Below are 26753 nucleotides of genomic sequence, written 5' to 3'. Positions count from 1 at the left end.
TCCTCAAACTGTAAATGAATTGAAGTATTGTAAAATACTAAAATATTATTCTTTAAAAAATATTTTTTCTATTAGATAAAACGGGTCAAACCGTTGATATATCAACATTTATAGAGGGAGGCTATTATGGGGAAAATAAATTATGGGGGGATAGCTGTATTTGTTTTTTCACTTACTGGATTTATATTTAGTATGATGTTTCAATCAATGGCATATTGGGGAGCAGATGGGACATTAACTATGGAGTGGTACTGGGTTGGGGCAATTTTGTCATATTTTTGTTCAATTATAGCTATAGTCCTTATGTCATTTAGAAGAAAAAATCTTAGCACGGGAGAAAAAATTTTGCATTTAATCAGTACCATTATAATAATTCTGTCTTTACTCTGGACCACATTTATTATTATCGCCTGGCAATCAGGATTCTGAGAATTGTTTAAAGAAACTTAGATTTAATAGTAATGCGATCATTAAAAAAGCAACCCAGCGTCTCCCAGGTTGCTTTAATTATGTAACGATGCTTCTTTCCATCTTGAAATAAGCATCGAGTTCTAATATTTACAGCGAGTCCCCCGTAAATGATTAGTTGATATTTTATCAAGTAAAGATATACTCCCGTATAAATTTACTGATTTGATTACATTAAGCTAAAATTGAAGCAAGTACTGCTTTTTGTGCATGTAGACGATTTTCTGCTTGCTCGAAAATATATGAATTTGGTCCGTCGATAACAGATGACGACACTTCTTCCTCACGATGAGCAGGTAAGCAGTGCAAGAACATATAATCAGGCTTTGCATGGCTAACAAGATCGTCATTTATTTGATAGCCTTTGAAATCTATTAAGCGTTTCGCAGTTTCCTCTTCCTGCCCCATACTAGTCCATACATCGGCATAAACTGCATCAGCATTTTTTACGGCAGCAATTGGATCATTTGTAACCGTCACTAAACTTCCATTTGTTTTTGCAATTTCTTGCGCTTTCGAAATAATATTTGCATCAGGTTCATAGCCAACCGGCGTTGCAACAACAACATCCATCCCTACATGAGCAGCAGCTACTACTAAAGAATGCGCAACATTATTTCCATCTCCAACGTAAGCAATTTTCAACCCTTTTAGACTTCCCTTATTTTCAGCGATTGTCTCTAAATCAGCCAACGCTTGGCAAGGATGATACAAATCTGTTAATCCATTAATAACTGGAATAGAAGCATGTTCAGCTAATTCCTTTACCATCTCATGCGAGTTTGCACGAATCATAATTGCGTCAAGATAACCTGATAAAACATGGCCAGTATCTGAAATCGGTTCACCACGTCCAATTTGCATATCGCGAGAATGCATAAACATCGCTTTTCCACCAAGCTGATTCATACCAACTTCAAAAGAAATGCGTGTACGTGTTGAATGTTTTTCAAAGATCATTCCAAGGGTTTTGCCTTCAAGCAATTTTGGACATCTGCCAGCTTTAGTAATTTTTTTTAATTGTGTGGCCAAGCTAATTAAATCTTGTACTTCCTCGCTTGAATAATCAAGTAGAGTCAATAGATCTTTCCCTTTTATGCTCGATACTAGCTTGAGCTGAACCTCTTCTAATAATTTCATATAACGAACGCCCCTTATTTCGATTGATGATGTATTTCATTATACATATGCATATTTATTTAATCAAGTGTATTTTTATTATTTTTTACCATCTTTTCAAAGCAATAAAATATACATGTATAAAATTAAAAAAACGTCGAAAATACTAATATAATTGTGATATTTAGATAAATGACACTTATAAATATTCGTATATAAGTTTAAAAATTAATTCAAAACCAACAGACCATTACTATGTATATGCAAAGAGTTAAATATTAGTTATGATATTTTATCATTTTTTTATATTGTCATACTTTTGATAAGAGCCTTAACAAAAAAGTAAGCGAAGTGAATAATTAGCATTGCTATATGACACATTACATATAGGAGGTGGAAGTTATGTCTAAAGTAATTGGTGTTGAACAATCATTATCAAACGTTGAAGCTGCTTTACAAGCAAAAGGATATGAAGTTGTTCAGCTTCGCAGTGAACAAGATGCAAGCAAATGTGATTGTTGTGTAATTACAGGCCAAGATGAAAACATGATGGGGATTAGCGATACTACAACAACAGCACCTATAATAGATGCTCGTGGTCTATCTGCTGATGAGGTTTTAGAACGTGTAGACAAAATGTTTCACTAAAATAATTAAAAGATGCTGCCACAGATTTGGACAGCATCTTTTAATTTTTTCTATCTGCAAAAACTGAAATAATTGGTTATTGAATTATCCAAAAATAATTTTATCCACTGCATCGCGGTCTAATCTTTTAATAACTTCTACAACTAATTTTACAGTATTTTTATAATCATCACGGTGTAAAATTGATGCATGTGAATGGATGTAGCGCGTTGCAATACCAATTGCCATCGCTGGAACACCATTAGCAGTCAGATGAATTGAGCCAGCATCTGTCCCTCCGCCTGGAGTTGCATCAAATTGGTAAGGGATGTTGTTTTCTTCTGCAATATCTACTACAAAATCACGAAGACCTTTATGACCAACCATTGAAGCATCATAAATGATAATTTGCGGTCCATCTCCTAATTTAGAAGTTGATTCTTTCGGTGTAATTCCTGGTGTGTCGCCAGCAACACCAACATCTAATGCAAAGCCGATATCTGGCTGAATTTTATATGTGGATGTTTTTGCTCCGCGCAGCCCAACCTCTTCTTGAACATTTCCTACGGCATATACAACATTTGAATGTTTCACATTATTTAACTCACGTAAAACATCAATTGCAATTGCACAACCAATTCGGTTATCCCATGCTTTTGCCAGCAGCATTTTTTCATTTTTCATGACGTTGAATTCAAAATATGGTGTAATCATATCACCGGGGCGAATTCCCCAGTTAATAGCTTCCTCTTTTGATGTAGCACCGATATCAATAAATAACTCTTTCATATCAACTACTTTTTTGCGTGCTTCAGCAGGCAAAATATGTGGTGGTTTTGACCCGATTACACCAATTATTTCTTCACCTTTGCGAGTTGTAATCGTTACACGTTGAGAAAGCATCACGTGGCTCCACCAACCACCTACTGTTTGGAATTTAATGAAACCTTTTTCATCAATTTGTGATACGATAAAGCCCACTTCGTCTAAATGGCCAGCAATCATAATTTTTGGACCATTTGCATCGCCCACTTTTTTCGCAATCAAACTTCCTAAATTATCGTATTCGATTTCATCAGCAAATGGCTCGATATATTTTTTCATTACTTCACGAGGTGCTCGTTCATTGCCGGCAATTCCATTTGCATCTGTTAATTCTTTCAACATTTTTAACGTACTATCTAACTCAGCCATCAATTCACCCTCCTAACGATTTTGTTCCTTATTATACCTTTATTATTTCGGATTATGAAATATTTAATATCCAGTTCTTTGGCGTTCATAATTTTTCTCATTTTTAGCAATATATGCACCGATAATATCATCAAATGAAAAGTCTAAATTGTACGCTAATACACCGTAATGCTGCCAAACACTACGATATAAATCCTCGGTTGGATGCTGTATGAAAGTTAATATTGCATCTTGTGTCCGTAAAAACCAACTTGTTAAATCTTCTCTCATTTGAATTTCAGGCCATGCATCTAGAGATAAGCCTTTTTCATTTCCAAGCGAAAGTAAGAAATGAATTGAATCAACAAATTCTTCTAAAATAATTTCACGTTCAGATGGCCCTTTTGTACTCCAAAATTTAAAACATCTTGTTTCATTTGCCAGCTCTGCAAGTTCAATCATTAAGGCTAGTCCTTTTTCTTTGAATACATCGCGTTCAATGTTCTGTGTTTTTTCAATAAATGCATCTAGTTGTCTCTGCATTTCAAAAAGTTCTTTAAATTCCATAAAATATCCCTCAATTTCTTTATAAAAAATGAAACTTATTGTCCTACTTAATCGTAAAGGAAACTACAATGTCTTTACAAGGGGGAACTTACTTGGCTCTTCTATTATTCCGCATACTCATTATTGTACTAATCATTTACATATTCTATAAGGCTGTACGTTTCCTAACAGATCCAAAACGAAAACTAGATGAAGCCTATGAAAAAGGACAATATTATTTTTATGATGATGTGAAAAATGTTAGAAAAAACTTTTTTATTTCTTATAAAGGTGCCCTTTTTGAAGGGGAGAAATATTTAGGTACAACAGATGATTCATTTGAGGTTGTTTCTATATTTGTTTGGGTGCATGATGCAATGAGGCTTCAAGGACTCACTAAAGAGGATTTTTTATTTTTAGAAAAAGAAATCCTTATGAATTACCCAAAAGCAAAAATAAATTGGAAAAATCCAATCGAACAACTTATGAAGGAACGATAATATCAAAATAAAAGGAACAAAATAAGGATAGTCTAACAATGCTTGAAATATGCATGATAGACTATCCTATTTGATGTGAAACTTTATTAGACATTTAATTCTATACAGTTTTAGCCAACGTCTATAACTAAAAAATATTTACTATTGACCTAACCGTAAATTTCCCCTACTTCCTCTTATACATCTTCTAATGTGATTCGTTTTGGGTGAAAAGCAATTTTATGCCAAATCCAATTAGGACTATACCCGTTAACTTTTCCATATAGTTTTGAACAGTCGGTGATAACAGCCACTCACGAATATAATGCAAGCAGAAAACATAGAAAACAAACCAAAGTATTGAAAGAAGAGCGTATATACTTCCCATAAAGAATAGTTCTATCATTGCACGCTCTGCTGTCGTAACGAACTGTGGCAAAAAAGTAATGAAAAAAACCGCTACTTTTGGATTGAGTAAGTTTGATAAAAAACCTTCCTTATAGGCTGATCCTTTCTTCTCTAAAATATTATCTGAATCAGTTGCAGTTGCTGGAGATTTCCGGTTGATAAACGCTTGAATACCTAAATAAATTAAATAGATAGCACCTGCCCACTTTAAAATGGTAAAGGCAACTGCTGATTGGAGAATTAAAGTCGATAAACCAAGTGTTGCTGCAAGGGTATGGGCGAGTGAGCCTGTTGTAATGCCTAAAGCCATTTGCAAACCGTCTTTTTTACCATCCGCAATCGTCCTCTTTGTAATTAAAGCAGTATCTACTCCCGGACTCATAACAACAAATAATGTCATTAAAATAAAAGTAATCATAGCCCCTCCACATTGTACGACTTCATTTAATATGTTAAATTTAATTTAACATTAGACGTTCAGATGTTCAATACAAATAAATTAATTAAATAATAATTAATGGAGGAAAAAATGAATCAAACATTTATCGGTTTAAAAATTGAACAATACCGCAAAAATGCAGAGCTCTCATTAAGAGAGCTGGCGAAGCGGGCTAATATTACACCATCTATGTTAAGTCAAATAGAAAAAGGCACAGCGAATCCATCAATTCAAACACTAAAGTCATTAGCAAAGGTATTGGATGTTCCTGTTTTTACATTCTTAATGGAAGAAATCGATACAAAGGAATTAGTGGTAAGAAGCAATAAAAGAAAACAGATGGTAATTGATGGATTAGCTTATGAATTAATTTCTCCAGATTTTACTAGTCAATTAGCTACTGCAATTATGCATTTACAGCCAGGCATGTCGTCTTCAGAAACACCACTATCACATAAAGGAGAGGAAGTTGCTTACGTATTAAATGGCCCTATACACCTAACTCTACTAGATGATGAATATATGCTTGAAACAGGCGACAGTGTAAAAATCCCTACACACGCTATGCATATGTGGCGTAATTTATCTGACAAGCCTGTTAGTATTCTTTTTTCTGTAACACCTCCCTCATTTTAGGAGCGCATTAAACACATACTATCGATTAATTGTAAAAAATACTTTTCATAAATTTCACGGATTTGTAGAAGGTTATTCACCTATTCTTCCATTCACTATATGTTACACTTTTGAAGGACACTATTTATAGGAGGCAAAATAAATGAAAAAAATATTTTTCTTATCATTCATCTTCTTATTAGCGTGTACGAGCAATGCCTTTGCACACACTACACTTGAAAGTTCAACACCTCAAGATGGTGAAGTGATTCAAGAAGAATTAAAACAAATAATATTAACTTTTGGTACTAAAATCGAACAAGGCAGTGAATTTACCCTTCAAAATTCAAATGGTGAATCCATACCTGTTGAAAATATTTCAATATCAGAAAATCAACTGTTAGGAGATATTACAACTCCTTTAGACAATGGAGAATATCAAGTTAAATGGAACATTATTGGAGCAGATGGTCATGTAATGGAAGATGACATTTCATTTACTTATGACTTACCAGTTGCTGAAACTACAGAAGAACAAAATACGGTAGAACAATCAACTGAAGAAACTGAACCACAAACAAATATTGAAGAAAATGAAACAAGTAAAGTGAATGAAGGTAATCAAGCGGAAATGGAAGAAGATGCATCGACATCATCAAATGCAGTACCAATTATTATTGGGGTACTCATAGTTATCGTTATCGCAAGCTTCCTATTTATGTTGAAAAGAAAGAAATAATATATTATGTTTGTTCTTATTATCATAAGTCAGATTTTAATGTATTTATGTTTTTCTTTTATTTTAGGAAGCTTTCTACTTTCTCTCGTTCCAAAAACCCATCGTCCTAACATTAATTTCCCGCAGAAGGGTCTTATTGCTGGAATAGCAGGAATTGCTATTTTCTCATTTTTTCCTGTACTAGAAATTATTTTGTATTTGGCTCCAAGAATCGGAGTCCTTGAAGCATTACAGTCAATACTTTTAACTTTCGAAGTAGGAAAAGCTTGGGTCTTCACTCTGATTATATCGATTATTTTATTAATTTTTGTTTGTTTATTCGATTATCAGCAGAAAGCAATCAATAGTTATATCGGCATTTTGTTTACTCTAATATTGATTTTGTCAATAGGCTGGACCAGCCATGCCAGCTCTATCGACCATGTGTGGGGTTTTATAAGTGATACTCTGCATTTAACAGCTGTTAGTGTTTGGGTAGGAATATTAATTGTCATCAGTTGGTTTTCAACAAATCATGTCAATTGGCTAAACTTTTTAAAATGGTTTTCACCCGTAGCATTTGCCTGTTTTGTAAGTACCTTAATCACTGGACTAATTTTAATGACTTTTGTCGTTCCAGATTATGCAAACTCTTGGTTAGCTCCATATGGGCAAGCTTTATTAATAAAACATTTATTAATTATTCCCTTACTCCTTTATGCAGTGATTAATAGTATTTTTATTAAAAAGCGATTACACGATTCTACAGATTTTAATCCAAGACCATGGGCTAAAATGGAAAGTATAATTATTCTTTTAATTTTTTCTGCAACAGCATTATTAGGTCAAGAATCACCGCCTAAAGAGGCAGGTAGTTCACCAGACAATACTTCTAAACTGTTTGACTTTATTTATAACGGGCAAGCTCAGCAGGAAATGACTGTACAGCTTGCATTAAACCCGACAAGCGCATCTTTTATTGCTTTAGCGATTTTATTCTCGATGTTAATGATAGCTTCGTTTATAAAAAAAGCGCCTGCGATTATGTCTTTTTTAATGAGTGTTCTGCTCGTTGTTTGCGCTTACTTTTCATTGATGTTAAGCATTGTATAAATATTTTTATTACCAAATTGCAATTCTTATTATAAGATGTCGCCTTAACATAAAGACCAACTCAAATTTCACTTGAGTTGGTCTTTATATGTATTTTAATTAATACTACTAAATTAATTCTTGCATGCTGCTATGGAAAATTTTGCTTATACAACAAAGCTTATGTGCAAATTGAATTAGAAGTACTTAAAAGCTCTTACTAGGATAAATAGTTGGATAGCTGCTAGGAGCGGAAAACCAAATGCAAATGAATTATGCTTTGTTTTATGACGGAATAGGTACATTCCTAACACACCACCACATGCTCCACCAAGAATAGCTAATATAAATAATGACTTTTCTGAAATACGCCATTCATGTTTTATTGCCCGTGATTTATCAATATACATAAAAATACATAAAATAATAGATACTACAACAATATAAGTTAATAACGCTAGTCCCATCGTGTCACCCCAATCCTTCACATATACAAAAAGACTGATAGGATTTCCTACCAGTCTTTATTATAATTAAGTATTTTGCGGCTGTCGCAAGCTTTCGCCACAGAGATTTTGCGACTGTCGGCTTCGCCTTTCGGTGCAGAAATTTTGCACCTGTCGCTTCGCTTTCGGTGCAGAAATAATCATTTTCGCTTGGCGAAAATGATTATTTCGCTACTGCTTTTTTCGCTGCTTCTGCTAATTGAGCGAATGCTTGAGCGTCAGTTACAGCTAGGTCAGCTAACATTTTACGGTTAACTTCGATACCAGCTACTTTTAAACCGTGCATTAAACGGCTGTAAGAAAGGCCGTTCATACGAGCAGCAGCATTGATACGTGTAATCCATAATTTACGGAAATCACGTTTCTTTTGACGACGGTCACGGTATGCATATTGACCTGATTTCATTACTGCTTGGTTAGCAACTTTATATAATGTATGTTTTGAACCAAAATAACCTTTTGCTAATTTTAATACTTTTTTACGACGCTTGCGCGTTACTGTTCCGCCTTTTACGCGTGGCATACTAATTACCTCCTGCTAATTCTTTCGAATGTTTAATTGATTACAATCCGTATCTATTTTACTTAAAAATTATTTCATGTAAGTAAGTAAAGATCTGATGCGTTTGAAGTCACCTGAAGAAGCAACTTTTGCTTTACGTAAGTGACGTTTTTGTTTTGTAGATTTGTTTGCGAATAAGTGGCTTCCGTAAGCACGGTCAAATTTTAATTTTCCTTTGCCCGTTTTTTTGAAACGCTTCGCAGCGCCACGGTGAGTTTTCATTTTTGGCATTTCGAATTTCCTCCTAAACTATTCGTCTGTATTACTTTTTCTCGTTCTTTGGTTGAAGAACTAAGAACATGCTTCGGCCTTCCATCTTCGGTTTTTGTTCTACCGTAGATACTTCAGCACAAGCTTCAGCAAAACGATCTAACACGCGTTGACCAATTTCCTTATGTGTAATTGCACGACCTTTGAAACGTAAAGTACATTTCACTTTGTCGCCTTTTTCTAGGAATTTGATAGCATTGCGTAATTTCGTTTGAAAATCATGTTCATCAATTGTTGGGCTCAAACGAACCTCTTTCATATTAATGACTTTTTGATTTTTACGAATTTCGCGATCTTTCTTTTGCTGTTCAAACTTAAACTTACCATAGTCCATGATACGTGCGACTGGTGGCTTAGCTTGAGGGGCCACAAGGACAAGATCCAAGTTTACACGAGCGGCAATTTCTAAAGCTTCATTACGAGATTTAACTCCAAGCTGATCACCGTTATGATCGATTAAACGAAGTTCACGTGCGCGAATGCCTTCGTTTACATACATGTCTTTGCTAATACGAATCCACCTCCAAGGTTGTGTCGCGAATACATGAGTTTTTCGCAAAAACGCCCGGTTGAACGGTACACTTCCTAAGTATGTCCATAAAAAAAGGACGGACATGTTAGAAGATGTCCGCCCGCTATATTTGCATACGCTTAAGTAGCGCCTAAATAATTCAACGTGTCATACCTGATAACAGCAAATGCGTCTTTACAGGTGAGAAGCGGGCAGCCTCTACTTCAACCACAAACTTGTATTCATAACCTAGTTAATATTATCATCAATAAAATTAGATGTCAACAATATTATTTGTGTTTAATTTTTTATTAAATAAATTCTACTGTGGTAATTTCTCAAAGGAAGTTCTTAATACCCCGTCTTTTTTATAGACTGTTACACTAATTTTTTCGCCATTATTTGAAGTAATTGTTGTTGTTCCTTCTTTTAAAGGTTTTAAAAGTGCAAATTGCAATTTTTGTGGGCTGCTAGGACGATAACGTATAGAAATGTTGTTAGGTATATATGCTATTACTTTTACGATAGACGTATCTTCAATAATAATAGGTGCAGCAGTTGAAATATAATTTTCAAAGTATTGAGATAAAGTTAACTTTCGTATATTGGAGTAACTTTCTTTGTTCTTCTGAAGTTTATCAATTAATAGAACAAGTTGAGAACGTGTTACATGCTTATTTATCCCATATTCATTTTCAGATAACCCCGAGAGCAAATTAAAATATTTTAAAGACATAATTTCTAAACCATGTTGTTTAAAAAGGATGTCACCGTAATTATATGTAAAAATATCTTTAAACTGCGGCGTCGGGTCTTCATGTGACTCAATTGCTAACAGCGGTACATTAAAAGCATTTACCAAAATTTTCGCCATCTGACCACGTGTTAAATAATCATTTACACCAAATTCATAATAATTATATCCACTAATTATGCCCTTACTATGCATTTCATCAATGTAGGGATAAAATTGATGTGTTTTCGGTACGTCCTTAAAGTTATCAAATTGTGAAACATTCTCGTAATCTAAGCCTGCAGCAATAGCAATCATTTTAGCAGCTTGACCACGAGTTACCTTTTCATTCGGATTAAAATAAGGTAGCGTGCTACTAATTGCTCCTTGCTCAATCATACTTTCTACTGCTGGATAAAAATTATCAGTCGGCTTAACATCCTTATAATGTACGCTTGCTTCTGCAGAATGTAGAGCAACTAATAAACTTAACCCTAATGCAACACTACAAATAATTTTTTTCATTTTTCTCACCCCCCTTTATTTTACCATTTCACGGCTTAGACGACCTTATAAAAAAACGCACCGACTTTTTGTCGATGCGTCATCTAAAATTATTTTGTTATTTCTGCTTTTATGTTGTTTAAGAACTCTTCAAACGCAACTGTTTCAGAGTCCTTAGAACCGTAACGACGAACGTTCACACTTGAATCTTCAACTTCTTTATCTCCAAGCACAAGCATGTAAGGGATTTTCTGCATTTGTGCTTCACGGATTTTATAGCCTAATTTTTCTTCACGATCATCCATGTCCACTCGGATTCCTGCTGCTTGAAGTTCTGCAACTACTTTTTGTGCATAGTCATAGTGAACTTCATTTGATACTGGAATAACTTGAACTTGAACAGGTGCTAACCAAGTTGGGAATGCCCCTTTATATTCTTCTATTAAGAATGCCACAAAGCGTTCCATTGTTGATACAACACCACGGTGAATAACGACTGGACGATGTTGCTTTCCATCTTCTCCAACGTAAGTTAAATCGAAGCGTTCTGGTTGTAAGAAGTCAAGTTGTACAGTTGATAATGTTTCATCCTTACCAATCGCTGTTTTTACTTGAACGTCTAATTTTGGTCCATAGAATGCAGCTTCGCCTTCAGCCTCATAATATTCTAAGCCAAGATCATCCATCGCTTCTTTTAACATACCTTGCGCTTTTTCCCACATTGCATCATCATCATAATACTTTTCTGTGTCTGCTGGGTCACGATAAGATAAACGGAATTTATATTCGTTTAAGTTAAAGTCTTTGTAGACATCAAGAATTAAATTAACAACACGCTTGAACTCATCCTTGATTTGATCTGGACGTACGAAAATATGTGCATCGTTTAAAGTCATCCCGCGTACACGTTGTAAACCAGATAGTCCACCTGAACTTTCATAACGGTGTTGTGTTCCTAATTCAGCAATACGAATTGGAAGCTGACGATATGAGTGCATCGATGATTTGTATACCATCATATGGTGTGGACAATTCATTGGACGAAGCACTAATGTTTCGTTATCCATTTCCATTGGCGGGAACATGTCATCTTGGTAATGGCCCCAGTGTCCTGAAGTTTCATATAGTTTTTTCGATCCTAGTACTGGTGTATAGACATGTTTGTAACCAAGACGTACTTCTTTATCGACGATATAGCGTTCGATGATACGACGGATTGTAGCACCATTTGGCAACCAAAGTGGTAGCCCTTGACCAACTGTTTGAGATAAAGTAAATAGTTCTAACTCTTTACCAATTTTACGGTGGTCACGCTCCTTTGCTTCTTCTAGCATTTGAAGATGATGTTTTAAATCTTCTTTGTTAAAGAATGCTGTACCGTAAATGCGTTGAAGCATTTTGTTGTCCGAATTACCGCGCCAGTAAGCACCGGCTAAAGATAAAAGCTTGAACTCTTTTAACTTACCTGTTGATGGTACGTGAATTCCACGGCAAAGATCGAAAAATTCTCCTTGATAATAAATAGATACTTGTTCATTAGCAGGAATTGCTTCTAAAAGTTCTAATTTATATTCGTCGCCAACTTCTTCGTAAATTGCTTGCGCTTCATCACGGCTTACGTTTTTACGTTCAATTTCAAGATTTTCAGAAATGATTTTTTTCATTTCTTTCTCAATTTTCGGAAGGTCCTCAGCCGAAATTGGAGTTGGTGAATCGATATCATAATAGAAACCGCCTTCGATAACTGGACCGATTCCAAGTTTTACATCTGGGAATAGACGTTTTACTGCTTGCGCTGTTAAATGAGCTGTTGAGTGGCGTAAAATTTCAAGAGCTTCCTCAGATTTTGGTGTGATAATTTCTATTGCACCATCAACTTCAATAGGTGTTTTTAAATCGATAAGTGTACCGTTAATTTTACCAGCTAAAGCCTGTTTTTTAAGTCCTGGGCTAATCGAAGCTGCTATTTCTTCAGTTGATGTGCCGTGTGGAAATTCTTTTACTGCACCATCTGGAAAAGTTAATTTAATTACTTCTGACATGTTTAATTCTCCTTCTTTTTTATTTTATGGGTTGAACGTTTTTTGAAATTCGCACTTAAAATTTTAGAATTCGCACTTAAAAGTTAAAAAACCGCACATAACTTTCTAAAATTCGCACATAAATCTCAAAAAACCGCACATAACCCATTAAATCCCTAAAAATACAAACCCTCGAGAAAATAAAAAAGCCGTCCCTATAAAAGGGACGACGCATATGCTCGTGGTTCCACCCTTCTTCCTTCCGATAAAATGTTATCAGACGAAGCTCTAGGTCGGTTAACGCACCGGTAAACGTTAGCGGATTATTCCCCGCTAAGGCTCTGAGGTAGTAAAGATTGCGTCGTACTAGGAAACTTTCAGCCAAGGCTTCCCTCTCTATAAGTCGTCTCACAAACTTGTTGTCCTCTTCATAGCTTTTTATTTGGATTATTTACATTGAAAGTATACGCTCGATTATTACGAAATGCAACTAAATATCGACAGAATTTTTAAAAGTTAATGGCGTCGATTTTTCCCACCCATTTGAATAGGAGTGGTGATTGCTTTGATTCGTTCCATAATTCGAGCGGCTTTAACGACTTCTACATCCCCTCGTGAGCTTTGTGCTAAATGATGTTCCAATCCATCATAATCGAAATTTGAAGTAATAAATGTTGGAAGCTGCTCACTCATACGATAATGTAAAATCGTTCCTAATATTTCATCCCTCGTCCAGCTGGATAACGTTTCCGCTCCAATATCATCAAGCATTAACACTGGTGCACGTTTCACATAGTCAACTTTTTCATTTAATGATTGGTCATGAATTGAATTTTTCATTTCCCGTAAAAATTCAGGAACAAATACTACAACTGTTTGAATTTTTAAACTCGCTAATTCGTTAGCTATTGCTCCAAGCACGAAAGATTTACCGACTCCAAATTCTCCATATAGATAAAAACCTTTTGTTGGAAGCTCCCCGGTACTTTTATATTGTGCAATAAAATCAGCAGCTTTATTCGCAATATTTACCCGTGATGTGTTATCAATTTGCAAATCTTTTAAAGTAGCCCTAAGAACATCCTTTGGCATATGCATGCTTGATATCATGGACTCAATAACACGTCTTTCATCTTCTATAATTTTCTGCTGGCATTTTTCGTACTGCACATCAATCATATTTTGTGAAATATACAATTTCGGAACAAATCCTTTTAAGTAATTCGTGCATTGTTCAGTATTTCCACAGTTACAGCATTCAGTCGACTGACTAATATATTCATATAACTTTGGTAAACTTCGCTCAACCATTTCTAAATTTACTATTTGGTCGTTCTCAGCTAGAAATCTTTGCACAGCACCATTTTCTAAAATTTCTTGTCGAATGGAATTATACCGCTCCTGAAATGATGGAACTTTAATTGTTCTTTTTAATGAATTGTTAATCGGTTCGATTTTAGGTCACCTACCCGTCTTGTACACCAAGTTTTTTTAATATTTTTAGACGCTCCTGTTCAAAATCAATAGCTGTTGTTTCTTTTGATTGGGTACTCTCGTTTTTTTGTTCATTTCTTTTATAAAACCATTCAGGAACAATCTCTTTGCTAGCAGCATTTTTCTTTTTATAACTACTTGTTGATGTAGTAGTTTTTTGTTCGTTTTCATTTTTCCATTTTGTATACTTATCACGTTCTGTTCGAGCTAATTCCATAGCTTCTTTTGCGGTTTTTAAATTTTTACGCATCCAGTGGTCGGCTATTCTTTCGACATATTTTTGCGGAAGCTTCATATCAGTTGTAAGCATAACATATTCGAGAAGCACATTAACTACCCCTACAGGCATACCGTGTTTAACAACTAAATCTTCAGCAATTTGAACAGAGGATGGCAAAGGTTCCTTCCCATTATTTATATCTCGCAACACTTGAATCGGCGGAGTCGTTTCGAGATAATGCTGAAGCTCTTGTTCCTTAGAATTCTTTTCTTGAATAATTGGTGCATCGGTTTGTATAAATGTCTTTTGTAATTTGGGTGCATCCTTTGAAACAGTCAACTTATAATAGTCAGCAGCCGCCTTCTTTAAGCGCTCCTTTGAAATGTGAATATTATCATCTAATGCTAAAATGACAACCTTTTGCATGTCTAAAGGAGATAATTGATAGAGAAACGCAAGCTTTGCAATTACTTCCTTCACTTCTAATGTAATACTACTTGAAGGAATAAGCTGTTCTGATAGCCCTGACATTAGAAGATTAAAATCAAATTGTTCATAATAAAAAGGATATTCCTTATTTGACCTTTTTACGTCAGTATGAAAAAAGTCTTTTGGTACGTTTGTATGAACTGGCTTATAAACATCAATAAAGGATCTTGAAATTTCTTTATAGGCATCTTTATTTATTTGTTTTACAAAACGCTTTCGTAATTTTCGATAGGCTTGTTCGCCAATTTTTGAAAATAGAAACATTGATAATAATGGATCTTGGAAAAACGTATGCGCATCAAGTGGTCGATTTAATTCATAAATAAAGTGGCGGCTTTCTCCTTCATCTTTTCGCCACGTTCGAAGTAGACCGATTGCTTCAAGCGCTATACGTGCTTCGAATATTTTTCCAATCGGTGCATCTAATACGTTCATTAAGTGATAGTGGGTCATTGGGCTTGAATGTATGTCTTCTCCCTCAGCCCATAAAGTTAAATAAAGACTAATAGGCTCTGCCCCAGTTAACGGTTGATAAAACAGCGTTAATAGCTGACGTTCATTCGTTGAAAGGAAGTGAGGGAGACTAATTTCAAAATGATCCGCTGGCTGTATTTCCTTGTACAAATGAACCATTTTCATCCCTCCATCTGTTTATTTTTTAATATCCGTTTGACGATGAAGCAATTCTTTCAGCTCGGAAATAAACACATTAATATCTTTAAATTGTCTATAAACAGAGGCAAAACGAACGTAGGCAACTTCATCTTCTTTCGCAAGTCGATCCATTACCATTTCCCCAACATCCTCAGATCTTACTTCGGGGTTGCCGATTCTCCTTAAATCCTTTTCAATTGAAATAACTATTCCCTCTAATGTTTCTAATGATACTGGCCGTTTCTCACATGCTCGTATTAAACCGCGCAATACTTTTTCACGACTAAATTCTTCCCTCGAACCATCTTTCTTAACAACGATTAAAGGTGTTTCTTCTATTTTTTCAAAAGTTGTAAAACGAAAGCCGCATGATTCACATTCACGACGTCTTCGAATCTCTTTATTATCATCAACGGGTCTAGAATCTACGACACGTGTTCCATTAAATTGACAAGCTGGACATCTCATAAAAATTTTCTCCTGGTTCACTCTATTTGGTAATCTTATTATAACAAAACTAGTTCAACTAGAAAAACAGCACTTTATTGTTTATGCAAATCTACATTTTAATACAATTCGTGAAATAATGAAATTAGAAAAACACATCTCTTTCAAAATTTTTGTTTTTTCGGTCAAATAAAAAAAGGCAGGAGTAAAAACTCCTACCTGCATAACTCAAAATGATTAAGCTACTACTACTTCTAAAGCTTTCGCAACTTTTTTAGTTAAATCTACAACGCGTGCAGAATAACCCCATTCATTATCATACCATGCTAAAACTTTAACTTTTCTTGAACCCATAACCATTGTTAATGGTCCATCTACAGTTGATGAGTAAGTCGTTGTGTTATAGTCTGTTGAAACTAGTGGTTCAACTGTGAAGTTTAAAATGCCTTTCATGGATCCTTCTGCAGCTGCCTTGAATGCTGCATTTACTTCTTCAACAGTTACATCTTTTTTCAAGTCAACAACAAGGTCAACAAGAGATACGTTTGGTGTTGGTACACGTAAAGCCATTCCATGCAGCTTGCCTTTTAATTCAGGCAACACTAATGATAATGCTTTTGCAGCGCCTGTTGATGTTGGAATGATGCTTTCCGCACATGCACGGGCACGGCGTAAATCTTTATGTGGATTATCAATATTTTTTTGATCATTTGTATAGGCATGAACTGTTGTCATTAAACCATTTTCAATACCAAATGTATCATTTAAAACCTTCGCTACAGGTGCTAGACAGTTTGTAGTACAAGATGCATTTGAAATTACATCATGTTTTGAAACATCTAACAATTCATCATTAACTCCCATTACGATTGTGATATCCTCATTCTTACCTGGAGCAGTTAAGATAACCTTTTTAGCACCAGCCTCTAAATGCATCGCAGCTTTATCGCGTTCGTTAAATTTACCAGTAGCTTCAATTACGATATCTACACGCATTTGTTTCCACGGTAACTTTAAAGGATCACGTTCGCTAATAAGTTCGATGCGTTTCCCGTTCACAATTAAAGCGTTTTCTTCAACTTCAATTGTTCCTTCAAATTTCCCGTGATTTGTGTCATACTTTATTAAATGTGCTAACGTTTCTGCTGGGTAGCTTGCATTAATAGCAACAATACTTAAGTCTTCTTGAACGATTGCTTGGCGAAAAACCATACGGCCAATGCGGCCAAAACCGTTAATAGCAATAGAAACTGTCATTTTATATATATCCTCCTGATAATTAGAGTTTAATTATGTCATCCATTCTCCCAAATAGTATAGCACATTTATTAAAAAGGTGAACACATTCTTTCGATAATAAAAAAGTTCTTATTTTCTGAAAATAAGAACTGTGTAAACCCCCTATTACTGACGCTGTACTTTCGTCACAAATAGGCTTGCCGGCGAGTTATGCCACGTCGTATGTCAAACAAATTATCCTCATCGAAAAGTAAAAAAACACCTCTACAAATATTATTTGTAGAGGTGGAGTTCTTTAATAAGTTACTTTCAAATGACATTCCACTTTTTTAGAATTTTCTCTAACTGCTCTTTTGTCTCTTCAATCGTACCGTTATTATAAATGACAGCATCAGCACCCTGTTCTTTTACTTTTAAAGGCAATTGTGAGCTGATTCGAGCTTTCGCTTCTTCTTCACTTAATTGATTTCTTTCCATTAAGCGTTTTAATTGTGTTTGTTCTGTTACCGTAACGACTAAAATCTTTTCAACAAAGTGCTGTAATTTGCTTTCAAATAATAATGGAATATCCATCACGACTGTTTTTTCACCATTTTCAAGGTACTCATCTCGCTGTCTAAGCATTTCTTGACGAATAGCGGGGTGAATAATTGCATTTAATGCTTTTCGTTTTTCTTCATCATGAAAAATAATGGATCCAACTTTTTGCCGATTCATTGCACCATCTTCAGTTAAAATGTCTTCCCCAAAGACAGCAACAATTTTTTTTAAAGTAGGTGTTCCAGGCTCAACAACGAGGCGAGCTACTAAATCCGCATCGACAATCGGTAATCCATGTTCCTTTAACATATTTGCAACTGTACTTTTTCCACTTGCAATACTCCCTGTTAACCCAATAATCACTTTTCATCCCACACCCTTTTAATGTTGACATTGTGGGCAATAGACCGAAGTCCGCCCGCCAATGACAAGCGATTTAGTAGAAGTTCCACATTGTGGACAGCTTTTTTTGCCGTACATTTTTAAACGATGCTGCATGCCGCCAGCTTCCCCGTTAATGTTTCGATAATCAGAAATTGTTGAGCCTCCCATTTCAATACTTTGCTGCAAAATATTGCGGATTACTTCAAACAATTCTATTTTACGTTTTTTACTAATACGACTTACCTTTCTTGCAGGATGAATCCCCATTTTAAATAAAGATTCCGTTGCATAAATATTGCCGCATCCTGAGATTACTTGACCATCCATAATAACTTCTTTAATCGCCTTATTGCGATATTTTGGAAGCTCGCATTTTTCAATAAAATACTGACAAGCTGCATCATCAAATGGTTCTGGCGCCATTTGCAAAAGTGGAGGATGCTCGTTTTCGTTCGAAATGAATCGCATTTCTCCAAAACGGCGAATGTCGGCATAAATAAGAAGTTCCCCAGATTTTAAGTAAAAAATAGCATGGATATGCTTGCGAAATTTCTCTTCAGTTATTTCATTTATTTTTGTTACAACAAACCATGCCCCAGTCATTCCTAAATGATTGACAAAAAGAAAATGTTCTTCGTCCTTTTTTAAATAAAAATAAATGTATTTTGCTCGACGGTTAATTTTATCGATAGTCATTCCTTGAAATACTTCTTCAAAAAGATTCGGTTCGATATTTTTTATAATACATTGCTTTCCTTCCGACCATGAACTATAAATCGTTTTTGAAAGCTCCACTTTTTCAATTGTTTTTCCTTCTACCGCAGGCACTAAAGCCCGAACAACACCTTCTACTTCCGGTAATTCAGGCATATTTCCACTTCCTTATTTCGCGTCGTACCATGTGCTGCCATAAGAAAAATCTACTTTTAATGGAACCGCTAGTTCAATTGCGTGCTCCATTACTTCAGGTACGATTCGTTCTAAAATTTCAATTTCCTCTTTTGGTGCTTCAAAAATTAATTCATCATGAACTTGCAATAATAATTTAGATTTTAAACCTTCTTCTTTCAATCGTGCATCCATATCAATCATAGCCTTTTTAATAATGTCAGCTGCACTTCCTTGAATCGGTGTATTCATTGCTGTTCGTTCTGCAAAGCTGCGCAAATTGAAGTTTCTGCTAGTAATATCAGGCAAATAGCGGCGGCGATTTAGAATGGTAGTAACATAGCCTTTTAGCTTCGCTTCTTGGACGATATTGTCCATATAATCTTTTACACCAGGGAAGCTTTGCAAGTATTTATCAATGAATTCTGATGCTTCTTTTCGAGTAATATCTAAACTTTGTGATAAACCATAATCACTAATGCCGTACACAATGCCGAAGTTTACAGCTTTAGCAGCTCGACGCATATTGGATGTTACTTCTTCTGCTGGAACATGGAATACATCCATCGCTGTACGAGTATGAATATCCATTCCTTGCTTAAATGCATCAACTAGATTTTCATCCTGTGACATATGTGCTAAAACACGCAATTCGATTTGTGAATAATCTGCTGCAAATAATACCCAATCTTTTTCTGAAGGTACGAATGCTTGTCTTATTTTACGTCCTTCCTCCAAGCGAATCGGGATGTTTTGCAAGTTCGGGTCAGTAGAACTTAGACGTCCTGTAGCTGTAAGTGCTTGTTGGAATCTTGTATGAACCTTGCTATCCTCACTATGAACTTCTTTAATTAGCCCTTCAATATAAGTTGATTGCAGCTTTGCCAGCTGTCGATAGTCTAAAATATATTTGACAATCGTATGTTCAGATTGTAGTTTTTCTAGCACGTCTGCTGCAGTTGAATAACCCGTTTTTGTCTTCTTAACAACAGGAAGGCCTAATTTTTCAAATAAAATTACACCCAACTGCTTTGGTGAATTAATGTTGAAATTTTCCCCTGCTAGTTCGTAAATTTCTTTTTCAAGTGCAGAAATTTTTTGTTCCAGCTCTTCACCCATTTGTTTAAGTGTCGAAATATTAACCTTTATACCTTCACTTTCCATAGAGCCTAGAATAGAGGCAAGTGGAAGTTCTAAATCGTGATATAAATTAAATTGTTCATTTTCTTTTAATTTAACTTCCAGTACAGGCTGCAATGACCAAATAGCAAACGCTTTGCGGCAAACGTGCTCTGCTAATACATGTATTTCAGGCACTGTCCATTTTGCACCTTTTCCGTAAATTGTTTCATTAGCTTGTACATCTGTATAACCAAATTCCTTCGATAATGTTGCAACATCATCACCAGAAATTGCGGGATTAGCGATATATGATGCAAGCAGCATATCAAAAACAACCCCGTGCAAATTAATATCAATCCTTTTTAATATGGCTTGTGCTGCTTTGCTGTCAGACATGTACTTTTTCTTCGTTTCGTCTTCTAGCCATTTCTTTATCGCTTCATTTTGATGCACAGCTTCGAATGGAACGAAAAATGTTTTAACTCCATCAGTAAAGCCAAAACCTAAAATTTGGCATGAATGATAATGCTCATTTTCAAGCTCAACATGAACAGCCATTACGTCTTGAAGCATATCCTCTGTTACGTTTTCGGTAATATCAAATTTAAGCTCAGCTGTTTCCTTTTCCTCCATTTGAAAATCGCTTTTTTCAATTAACGATTTAAAAGAAAGCTCTTGCCAAACATTTAATAGTTCTTCTTCATTTGGACCAGGATAATTTAAATCATCTAATGAAATTTCAATTGGAGCTTCTGTGAATATCGTAGCAAGCTTTTTCGATAATTTCGCTTGCTCTTCATTATCGAGTAGCTTTTCCTTCATCTTTGATTGCTTCATATCAGCAATTTGTTCGTATAAAGCCTCAACTGAACCATATTCTTTTAATAATTTAATAGCTGTTTTTTCACCAATTCCAGGAACTCCAGGGATATTATCAGAAGTATCCCCCATTAATCCTTTCATATCGATAATTTGAAGTGGAGTGAGTCCATATTTTTCTTCGATATGGGCTGGCGTATATTTTTCGATATCCGTCATACCTTTGCGAGTAATATAAACTGTAACCTGTTCTGTTGCTAATTGCGTTAAGTCTTTATCACCAGAAACAACAATTACGTCCATGTCTTTTGCAGATGCTTCTTTTGCAAGCGTTCCTATAATATCATCAGCCTCGTAAAGCTCTTTTTCGTATCGCTTAATTTGATAAGCATCGATTAGCTTTCTCAAATATGGGAATTGCTCAGATAGTTCGGGCGGCGTTTTCTGTCTTCCGCCCTTATACTCTTCAAAGGACTCATGACGGAATGTTGTTTTTCCTGCATCAAAAGCAACGAGCATTTTTGTAGGCTTCTCTTCCTCTAAAATTTTTTGAAGCATTGTCGTAAACCCATATACTGCATTCGTATGAATTCCACTATCATTTGTTAATAGCGGCAATGCAAAAAATGCACGGTATGCTAAGCTATTCCCATCTAGTAATAATAACTTTTCTTTCCCCATTCAGTAGCACTCCTTTATCGGACTATTATGTAATTAAATTTTATTCTTTTACTGACACTAAAAAATTTTTATCCCTTATCAGTGTAACCTATTTCTGTTCTACTTTATCTTGAAATGAGTTTTAATTCCATTATAAAACACGTATTGATTCGAATACGATCAATACGTGTTTTTTTGTTGAAAAATATTAGCTATGAACTTTAGTAGTTTTACTGTCTGATTGTCTTGGATAAAAAATTTCCTCATAAATAACAGTTAATAAAAATGCATTCATAAAGGCGAATACTAAATAAAGCGGCATTCCACCTAGCTCATACCCCATTAATGATCGCCAAAATACTTCAACTAGCCCTACTTGTGCAAAATAAAAAATCATCCCTATTCCAACTTGCCAAATTGGACGCTTGTCTTTCCTTTTGTCGAATTTAAAAACCTTTTTAAAGCTATATCGAACATCTTTTGCTATGAAAAATGTTAAAGCAAACATGATGATAAACAATACTGGTAAGTGATAAATTTCAATTTTCATCCAAGAGTATGGTGTTGGACTATATAATGCCGTAATCGAACAAGCCATAATAAATGCTAAAAGGAAATTTAGAATCCATCTATTTAAAATATTCAACAGCCATTCCTCTCTTTCTATTAATTAATTATCCCACGACTAACTTGTCCTATTTCGGACTCGTGTTTGAGGCCGCTTGTATGCAATGTACTAGATAATCTTTCTTTCCCAATTCTACTGCGAGATTTACATGATTATCTGGAGCCTTCTCTTCATTCAGCGCCGTTTGACCACAACTAAAATCTATGGAGCTTTCTGTACTGGCCGCCTGAACATGTCGCTTCACTTTCAGTACAAAAAAGAAGATAAATCACTACTTCATTATAACAAGAATTATATTATTATAAAGTAGTAAATTATGTATCTATGTGTAAGCAAATAAGTAATAAATTGTTTTCGTTTAATTAAAAAACCATTTTAAACAAAAAATGTTCAAAATGGTTTGGGATACTTATTAAAACAGAATTTAAATCTTTTTTATTTTTTGTATGAAAATACTATTGATAAAACGCCATTTACAGCTAAGAATGTTACAACAGCTACTATAGGTAAAGCTAAATCTGGTGAAAAAACTCTAATGGAATGCCAAGGGGACCCGAAACTATAAGTAAGAAGAGGAATAAGTGAAATAGATAAAGCTAAGCAGATAACCCCTACTATACGCCATAAGCCTTTTTTTCTAGTATATTTAGATTTAACTGCTAAAAATAAATAAATGAAAGATCTTAAAAGCAAGCAAACAAATACTAAAACAATCAATTGAATTGTCGGTGTATTATGTGGAATTTCAATTGGATCCTCACCTTTTAGAATATTAATAATACCTAATTTCACATAATATAGTCCTTCCTCTTCTAGAACATTATTTTTGTTTGTAAGTATTATTCCACCCCAGTCTATTTTCGGAATATAAAATACCTCTGCATGTGAATCTGGAGTTGAACCTGAATGCCATATCATTTTTTCGTTGGAATTTGGATTTGAAATTCGGATTCCTAAACCATAATAACGATCTTTTCCTGTTTCAATATATGGATTTAAATATAAATTCTTATTTTCTTCGTTTAAAAAATTGTTAAAATCCTGATCTCTTAAAAATTTTATGAATTGGACCATATCATTTACACTTGCCGTTAAGTACCCGTAAGGAGCACCGCCATTATCATAGTCAACCATACTTTTTCGTGGTATTCCAAACCAAGACTGGTATCCACTTAAATAGCCTTTTTTATATGCTGAGTCATAGTCAGCAGCTGCCGTTCTCATCTTTAGTGGTTGAAATACATTTTGCTCCATGTATTCCGAGTATGTTTGATTCGTCACTTCCTCAATAAGAGCACCAAGAATCAAAAAATTGGCATTACTATATTGATGCTTTTCTCCAACAGGAGCCGTAAGCTTTATGTCTGATAAACTTTCTGCATGACTTTTAATTGCATTGAAGTCGTTTGATTCTTTGTCTGATATTGTTAATCCAGTATACGTACTAATTCCACTCGTTTGGGTAAGTAGGTGTTTAATTGTTATTTGTGCTGCAGCTTGTTTATCATCCAGTGTGAACCAAGGGATATGCTTTTGTATAGGATCATCGAGCTCGATACTATTTTCATTGATTAATCGCATTATAGCTAAGCCGGTGAATGATTTGCTGATAGAACCTATTGTAAACGGTGTATTAGTAGTTATTTTTTCTTCTGATTCCCCCGTAACACCCCATGAGTTTGAATAAAAAACCTCACCATTATGTATTAGGGCAACTGATGCACCGGGAACTTTATATTCTTCTAGATAAGAAACAATGTAATCTTCGATTTTTTTCTTAATATCTTGTTGTGCAGAAACTTGATTTATTGGTAGAAGTAAGAAAAATGTAATGTAAATTAAAATTATTTTGGGTAAAACCTTCATGGTATTCATATTACATCCAGCTCCTAATTTTTTTTGCACTATTATGTATTGAATTTTGCATTGAAAGCAGCTATTTCTATTAACAAGTCAATTCATTTCGATTTATGTAAACGAAGGTTGAATTAAATATAACAATTTAATGGAAATTCTTTAATACATTTTTAGGTGTAACCTGTTATACATCTATAGACTTAGATAACCAGATTAGGAATGGAATTACTTTCGTGGGAAGAAAAAAACATCTATAAAAGGGGATTTCCCTTTATATAGATGCTTTCATTTATTATTCGATATAGCCTGATAATACTCGAGCGTATGGTGAATCTGATGGTAGGATAATAACTGTATCTTCACCAATCGTTTGTTTATATGACTCTAATGTTCGGTATAATGAGTAGAATTCTGGATCTTTTGAAAATGCTTGGTTGTAGATTTTAGCAGCCTCTGATTCACCCTCTGCTCGGATAATTGCTGCTTCTTTTTCCGCAGTTGCAATTAACTCTTTTACTTGACGGTCTGTTTGGGCTTCAATTCTATTTTTATCTGCATCCCCTTCAGATAAATATTTTTGGGCAATCGATCCACGTTCTGAAATCATTCGAGTGTATACTGATTGCTCATTTTCCTCCGGTAAATCTGTACGGCGAATTCGAACATCTACTACACTAATACCAAAATTCCCGCTTTCTAATAACTCATTAACCTTTTCTGTTACACGGTCATTCAAACTACCGCGCGATGAATTTTCATCATTTATAATTTGATCATAATTTAATTGTCCAAGCTCAGTTCGAATAACAGAGTAAATAAATTCCTCCATGCGGGATTCCGCATTGATTAACGTACCTGCATTTGAAATAAGCTTCTTTGGATCTGTTACGCGCCATACTGCGTAATTATCAATAATGATGCGTTTTTTATCTAATGTATTAATCTCTTCTTCCGTCATGTCATACGTCATTAAATTCTTTGGTAGTGTTGTGACACTTTGAATAAATGGGATTTTCATATTTAACCCTGGATTTTCCTCATATTTCACAACTTCACCAAATTGGCGAACAACTTTATATTCATTTTCTTTAACGATATAAACATTTGCAATACAGATAACAATAGCAGCAAAAATAATCGTTAAAACTATTGCAGATTTCCAAAATTGACGGAAATTAAATGATTTTTTATTTTGATCTTTAACAATTTTTGCATCTTGGATATCAACCACATCTTTTTTCTTCTTATTGTTATCCCCAAAAAGAGATTTAACGAATTTTTCTAAATCTCCATCGAACTGATTTTTATTATTGCTCATTATTTTTCGCTCCTTCCGTCGATTCATCTACTGGTTTTTGAGACGAATTTGTCGTCGGCTGAAGAGGTAAATACTTTAATGTCTCCCCATCATCATTCATAATGTAAATTTGCGCATTGGGCAATACCGTTTCTAATGTTTCCAAAATTAGGCGTTGACGTGTAATTTCACGATTGCCGGTATATTGTTCATATAATTTATTGAATACAGCAACTTCACCTTCAGCTTGTTGGATGCGGGCAATTTTTTCCCCTTCTGCACGAGAAATAATTGCATCCTTTTCCCCCTGTGCTTCGCTTAACTTTTGGTTTTCATATTTTTTTGCTTCATTTGTTTTCGTATTTTTTGTTTCACGAGCATCTGTCACCGCTGTAAATGCAGCACGAACCTCTTCATTTGGCAACTCGACATCCTGAAGCTTTACTCCTAAGATGCTAATTCCAATATCATATTTTTCGATTAATGAAACGAGCAAATCTCGAGTATTTGCTTCAATTTCTGCCTTTCCATCTGTCAATGCCTCATCAATTGTTGAGCTGCCGATAATAGAACGAATCGCACTCGAAGTAGCACTATGTAATATTTCTTTTGGATCTTGTGCATTAAATAAGTATTTTTCTGGTTCTGTTATTTTCCATTGCACGACTAAATCAGTTAGTACGATGTTTTCGTCGCCTGTAATCATTTTCGTTTCATCATCATAGGCCTCAATTTCACCATCTTCGCTTTGTTTATAGCCAAATTGCAAACTATATGTTTCTTTTGAAAGAACTTCAACTTTTTGGATTGGCCATGGCAATTTAAAATGCAAACCAGAATCAGTTACCATGTCGTCAGCACGACCGAATGTAATAACTACTGCTTGTTCTGATTCATCTACTGTATACCAAGAAGTAAAAGCAGCGATTAATAAAATAATGGACAGGAGTCCTAGTCCAGTGATTAATAAAGTACGTTTTATACTCATCTAAATCCCCCTATATTTATAACTTTTAACCGTTAACTAATCTACGTTTATTTCCTTGAAAAGTTTCAACAAAATTATAAAATACAGCTATAAACCTTTTAGAAAAAAAAGAAAATCAGACTGTAGACAAACTCGAAAATTCGAGTTTGCCTACAGTCTTTTTTCTTTTAAAATAAAATTAATAACCCTTTTTGAATAAGTTAGTTGATTTCCGTTTCGGCGGACGCTTTCCGCGG

Annotated in this window: 27 protein-coding genes; 6 read left to right on the top strand and 21 right to left on the bottom strand. The window is 34.8% G+C overall.

What is annotated here, in order from left to right:
- Positions 1–126: 126 nt before the first annotated feature.
- Positions 127–429, top strand: coding sequence for a hypothetical protein (locus EKG35_RS15245; RefSeq protein ID WP_126295396.1), 303 nt, complete (start codon positions 127–129; stop codon positions 427–429).
- Positions 430–642: 213 nt separating this feature from the next.
- Here EKG35_RS15245 and argF read toward each other — a convergent pair whose 3' ends face one another.
- Positions 643–1608: an ornithine carbamoyltransferase gene (argF, locus tag EKG35_RS15240; protein WP_126295395.1), complete on the bottom strand. Its 966-nt coding sequence runs from the start codon at positions 1606–1608 to the stop codon at positions 643–645.
- Positions 1609–1989: 381 nt separating this feature from the next.
- Between argF and EKG35_RS15235 the strand changes: the two genes are divergently transcribed.
- Positions 1990–2235 (top strand): YkuS family protein, encoded by a 246-nt coding sequence (locus EKG35_RS15235; RefSeq protein ID WP_126295394.1) that lies wholly within the window; start codon positions 1990–1992, stop codon positions 2233–2235.
- Positions 2236–2319: 84 nt separating this feature from the next.
- Here the strand turns inward: EKG35_RS15235 and EKG35_RS15230 are convergent, their stop codons facing one another.
- Positions 2320–3408 carry a M42 family metallopeptidase gene (locus tag EKG35_RS15230; protein WP_126295393.1) on the bottom strand — a complete coding sequence of 363 codons (1089 nt, stop codon included), beginning with the start codon at positions 3406–3408 and terminating at the stop codon, positions 2320–2322.
- A gap of 63 nt (positions 3409–3471) precedes the next feature.
- Entirely contained in the window at positions 3472–3954 is a 483-nt protein-coding gene (locus EKG35_RS15225) for a dUTP diphosphatase (RefSeq protein ID WP_126295392.1), read from the bottom strand.
- A gap of 92 nt (positions 3955–4046) precedes the next feature.
- Between EKG35_RS15225 and EKG35_RS15220 the strand changes: the two genes are divergently transcribed.
- Positions 4047–4433, top strand: coding sequence for a sigma-w pathway protein ysdB (locus tag EKG35_RS15220; protein ID WP_126295391.1), 387 nt, complete (start codon positions 4047–4049; stop codon positions 4431–4433).
- Between the two features lie 187 nt (positions 4434–4620).
- On the opposite strand, the gene EKG35_RS15215 is transcribed toward EKG35_RS15220, so the two are convergent.
- Positions 4621–5238, bottom strand: a complete 618-nt coding sequence (locus tag EKG35_RS15215) for a LysE family translocator (RefSeq protein WP_126295390.1) — start codon at positions 5236–5238, stop codon at positions 4621–4623.
- 111 nt (positions 5239–5349) lie between these two features.
- Here EKG35_RS15215 and EKG35_RS15210 point away from each other — a divergent pair, with 111 nt between their 5' ends.
- The 3 genes from EKG35_RS15210 to EKG35_RS15200 all read left to right on the top strand — a co-directional run bounded on the left by EKG35_RS15210 (position 5350) and on the right by EKG35_RS15200 (position 7705).
- Positions 5350–5895 carry a helix-turn-helix domain-containing protein gene (locus EKG35_RS15210; RefSeq protein WP_126295389.1) on the top strand — a complete coding sequence of 182 codons (546 nt, stop codon included), beginning with the start codon at positions 5350–5352 and terminating at the stop codon, positions 5893–5895.
- 142 nt (positions 5896–6037) lie between these two features.
- Entirely contained in the window at positions 6038–6613 is a 576-nt protein-coding gene (locus tag EKG35_RS15205; RefSeq protein ID WP_126295388.1) for a copper resistance CopC family protein, read from the top strand.
- Positions 6614–6619: 6 nt separating this feature from the next.
- Positions 6620–7705, top strand: a complete 1086-nt coding sequence (locus EKG35_RS15200) for a copper resistance D family protein (RefSeq protein WP_126295387.1) — start codon at positions 6620–6622, stop codon at positions 7703–7705.
- A 176-nt stretch (positions 7706–7881) separates the two neighbouring features.
- Here EKG35_RS15200 and EKG35_RS15195 read toward each other — a convergent pair whose 3' ends face one another.
- The 17 genes from EKG35_RS15195 to hflK all read right to left on the bottom strand — a co-directional run bounded on the left by EKG35_RS15195 (position 7882) and on the right by hflK (position 26517).
- Positions 7882–8151, bottom strand: coding sequence for a DUF1294 domain-containing protein (locus tag EKG35_RS15195; protein ID WP_126295386.1), 270 nt, complete (start codon positions 8149–8151; stop codon positions 7882–7884).
- A 202-nt stretch (positions 8152–8353) separates the two neighbouring features.
- On the bottom strand, positions 8354–8713 hold the full coding sequence (gene rplT, locus EKG35_RS15190) for a 50S ribosomal protein L20 (RefSeq protein ID WP_126295385.1): 360 nt from the start codon (positions 8711–8713) through the stop codon (positions 8354–8356).
- A gap of 69 nt (positions 8714–8782) precedes the next feature.
- A complete protein-coding gene (gene rpmI / locus EKG35_RS15185) occupies positions 8783–8983 on the bottom strand; it encodes a 50S ribosomal protein L35 (RefSeq protein ID WP_118877317.1) in 201 nt (66 codons plus the stop codon).
- 31 nt (positions 8984–9014) lie between these two features.
- Complete coding sequence (infC, locus tag EKG35_RS15180; protein WP_126295384.1) at positions 9015–9521, bottom strand: translation initiation factor IF-3; 507 nt, start codon at positions 9519–9521, stop codon at positions 9015–9017.
- A 334-nt stretch (positions 9522–9855) separates the two neighbouring features.
- Positions 9856–10791, bottom strand: coding sequence for an S-layer homology domain-containing protein (locus EKG35_RS15175; RefSeq protein WP_126295383.1), 936 nt, complete (start codon positions 10789–10791; stop codon positions 9856–9858).
- Between the two features lie 89 nt (positions 10792–10880).
- Positions 10881–12812, bottom strand: coding sequence for a threonine--tRNA ligase (thrS, locus tag EKG35_RS15170; RefSeq protein WP_126295382.1), 1932 nt, complete (start codon positions 12810–12812; stop codon positions 10881–10883).
- A 495-nt stretch (positions 12813–13307) separates the two neighbouring features.
- Positions 13308–14246: a primosomal protein DnaI gene (gene dnaI, locus EKG35_RS15165; RefSeq protein WP_126295381.1), complete on the bottom strand. Its 939-nt coding sequence runs from the start codon at positions 14244–14246 to the stop codon at positions 13308–13310.
- Positions 14247–14256: 10 nt separating this feature from the next.
- Positions 14257–15627 carry a replication initiation and membrane attachment family protein gene (locus tag EKG35_RS15160; RefSeq protein ID WP_126295380.1) on the bottom strand — a complete coding sequence of 457 codons (1371 nt, stop codon included), beginning with the start codon at positions 15625–15627 and terminating at the stop codon, positions 14257–14259.
- 18 nt (positions 15628–15645) lie between these two features.
- Positions 15646–16116: a transcriptional regulator NrdR gene (gene nrdR / locus EKG35_RS15155; protein WP_126295379.1), complete on the bottom strand. Its 471-nt coding sequence runs from the start codon at positions 16114–16116 to the stop codon at positions 15646–15648.
- 216 nt (positions 16117–16332) lie between these two features.
- Positions 16333–17352 (bottom strand): glyceraldehyde-3-phosphate dehydrogenase, encoded by a 1020-nt coding sequence (locus EKG35_RS15150; RefSeq protein WP_126295378.1) that lies wholly within the window; start codon positions 17350–17352, stop codon positions 16333–16335.
- A gap of 291 nt (positions 17353–17643) precedes the next feature.
- Positions 17644–18237, bottom strand: coding sequence for a dephospho-CoA kinase (gene coaE, locus EKG35_RS15145; RefSeq protein ID WP_126295377.1), 594 nt, complete (start codon positions 18235–18237; stop codon positions 17644–17646).
- Positions 18238–18255: 18 nt separating this feature from the next.
- Positions 18256–19128, bottom strand: coding sequence for a bifunctional DNA-formamidopyrimidine glycosylase/DNA-(apurinic or apyrimidinic site) lyase (gene mutM / locus EKG35_RS15140; RefSeq protein WP_126295376.1), 873 nt, complete (start codon positions 19126–19128; stop codon positions 18256–18258).
- 12 nt (positions 19129–19140) lie between these two features.
- The gene (gene polA, locus EKG35_RS15135) at positions 19141–21768 is read right to left on the bottom strand and encodes a DNA polymerase I (protein WP_126295375.1); all 2628 of its coding nucleotides are present in this window, start codon (positions 21766–21768) and stop codon (positions 19141–19143) included.
- 187 nt (positions 21769–21955) lie between these two features.
- Positions 21956–22393: a DNA polymerase I gene (locus tag EKG35_RS15130; RefSeq protein WP_185807781.1), complete on the bottom strand. Its 438-nt coding sequence runs from the start codon at positions 22391–22393 to the stop codon at positions 21956–21958.
- Between the two features lie 417 nt (positions 22394–22810).
- Positions 22811–24250, bottom strand: coding sequence for a serine hydrolase domain-containing protein (locus EKG35_RS15125; RefSeq protein ID WP_400194810.1), 1440 nt, complete (start codon positions 24248–24250; stop codon positions 22811–22813).
- A 274-nt stretch (positions 24251–24524) separates the two neighbouring features.
- On the bottom strand, positions 24525–25550 hold the full coding sequence (gene hflC, locus EKG35_RS15120) for a protease modulator HflC (protein ID WP_126295373.1): 1026 nt from the start codon (positions 25548–25550) through the stop codon (positions 24525–24527).
- Positions 25540–26517, bottom strand: coding sequence for an FtsH protease activity modulator HflK (hflK, locus tag EKG35_RS15115; RefSeq protein ID WP_126295372.1), 978 nt, complete (start codon positions 26515–26517; stop codon positions 25540–25542). The genes hflC and hflK overlap by 11 nt, the downstream gene beginning before the upstream one ends.
- Positions 26518–26753: the final 236 nt, after the last annotated feature.

It is taken from the genome of Lysinibacillus telephonicus, assembly GCF_003966145.1.
GTDB classification, from domain to species: Bacteria; Bacillota; Bacilli; order Bacillales_A; family Planococcaceae; genus Ureibacillus; species Ureibacillus telephonicus.
Note: the sequence above shows the minus strand (reverse complement) of the source record. Positions and strands in the feature narration are given on the sequence as shown.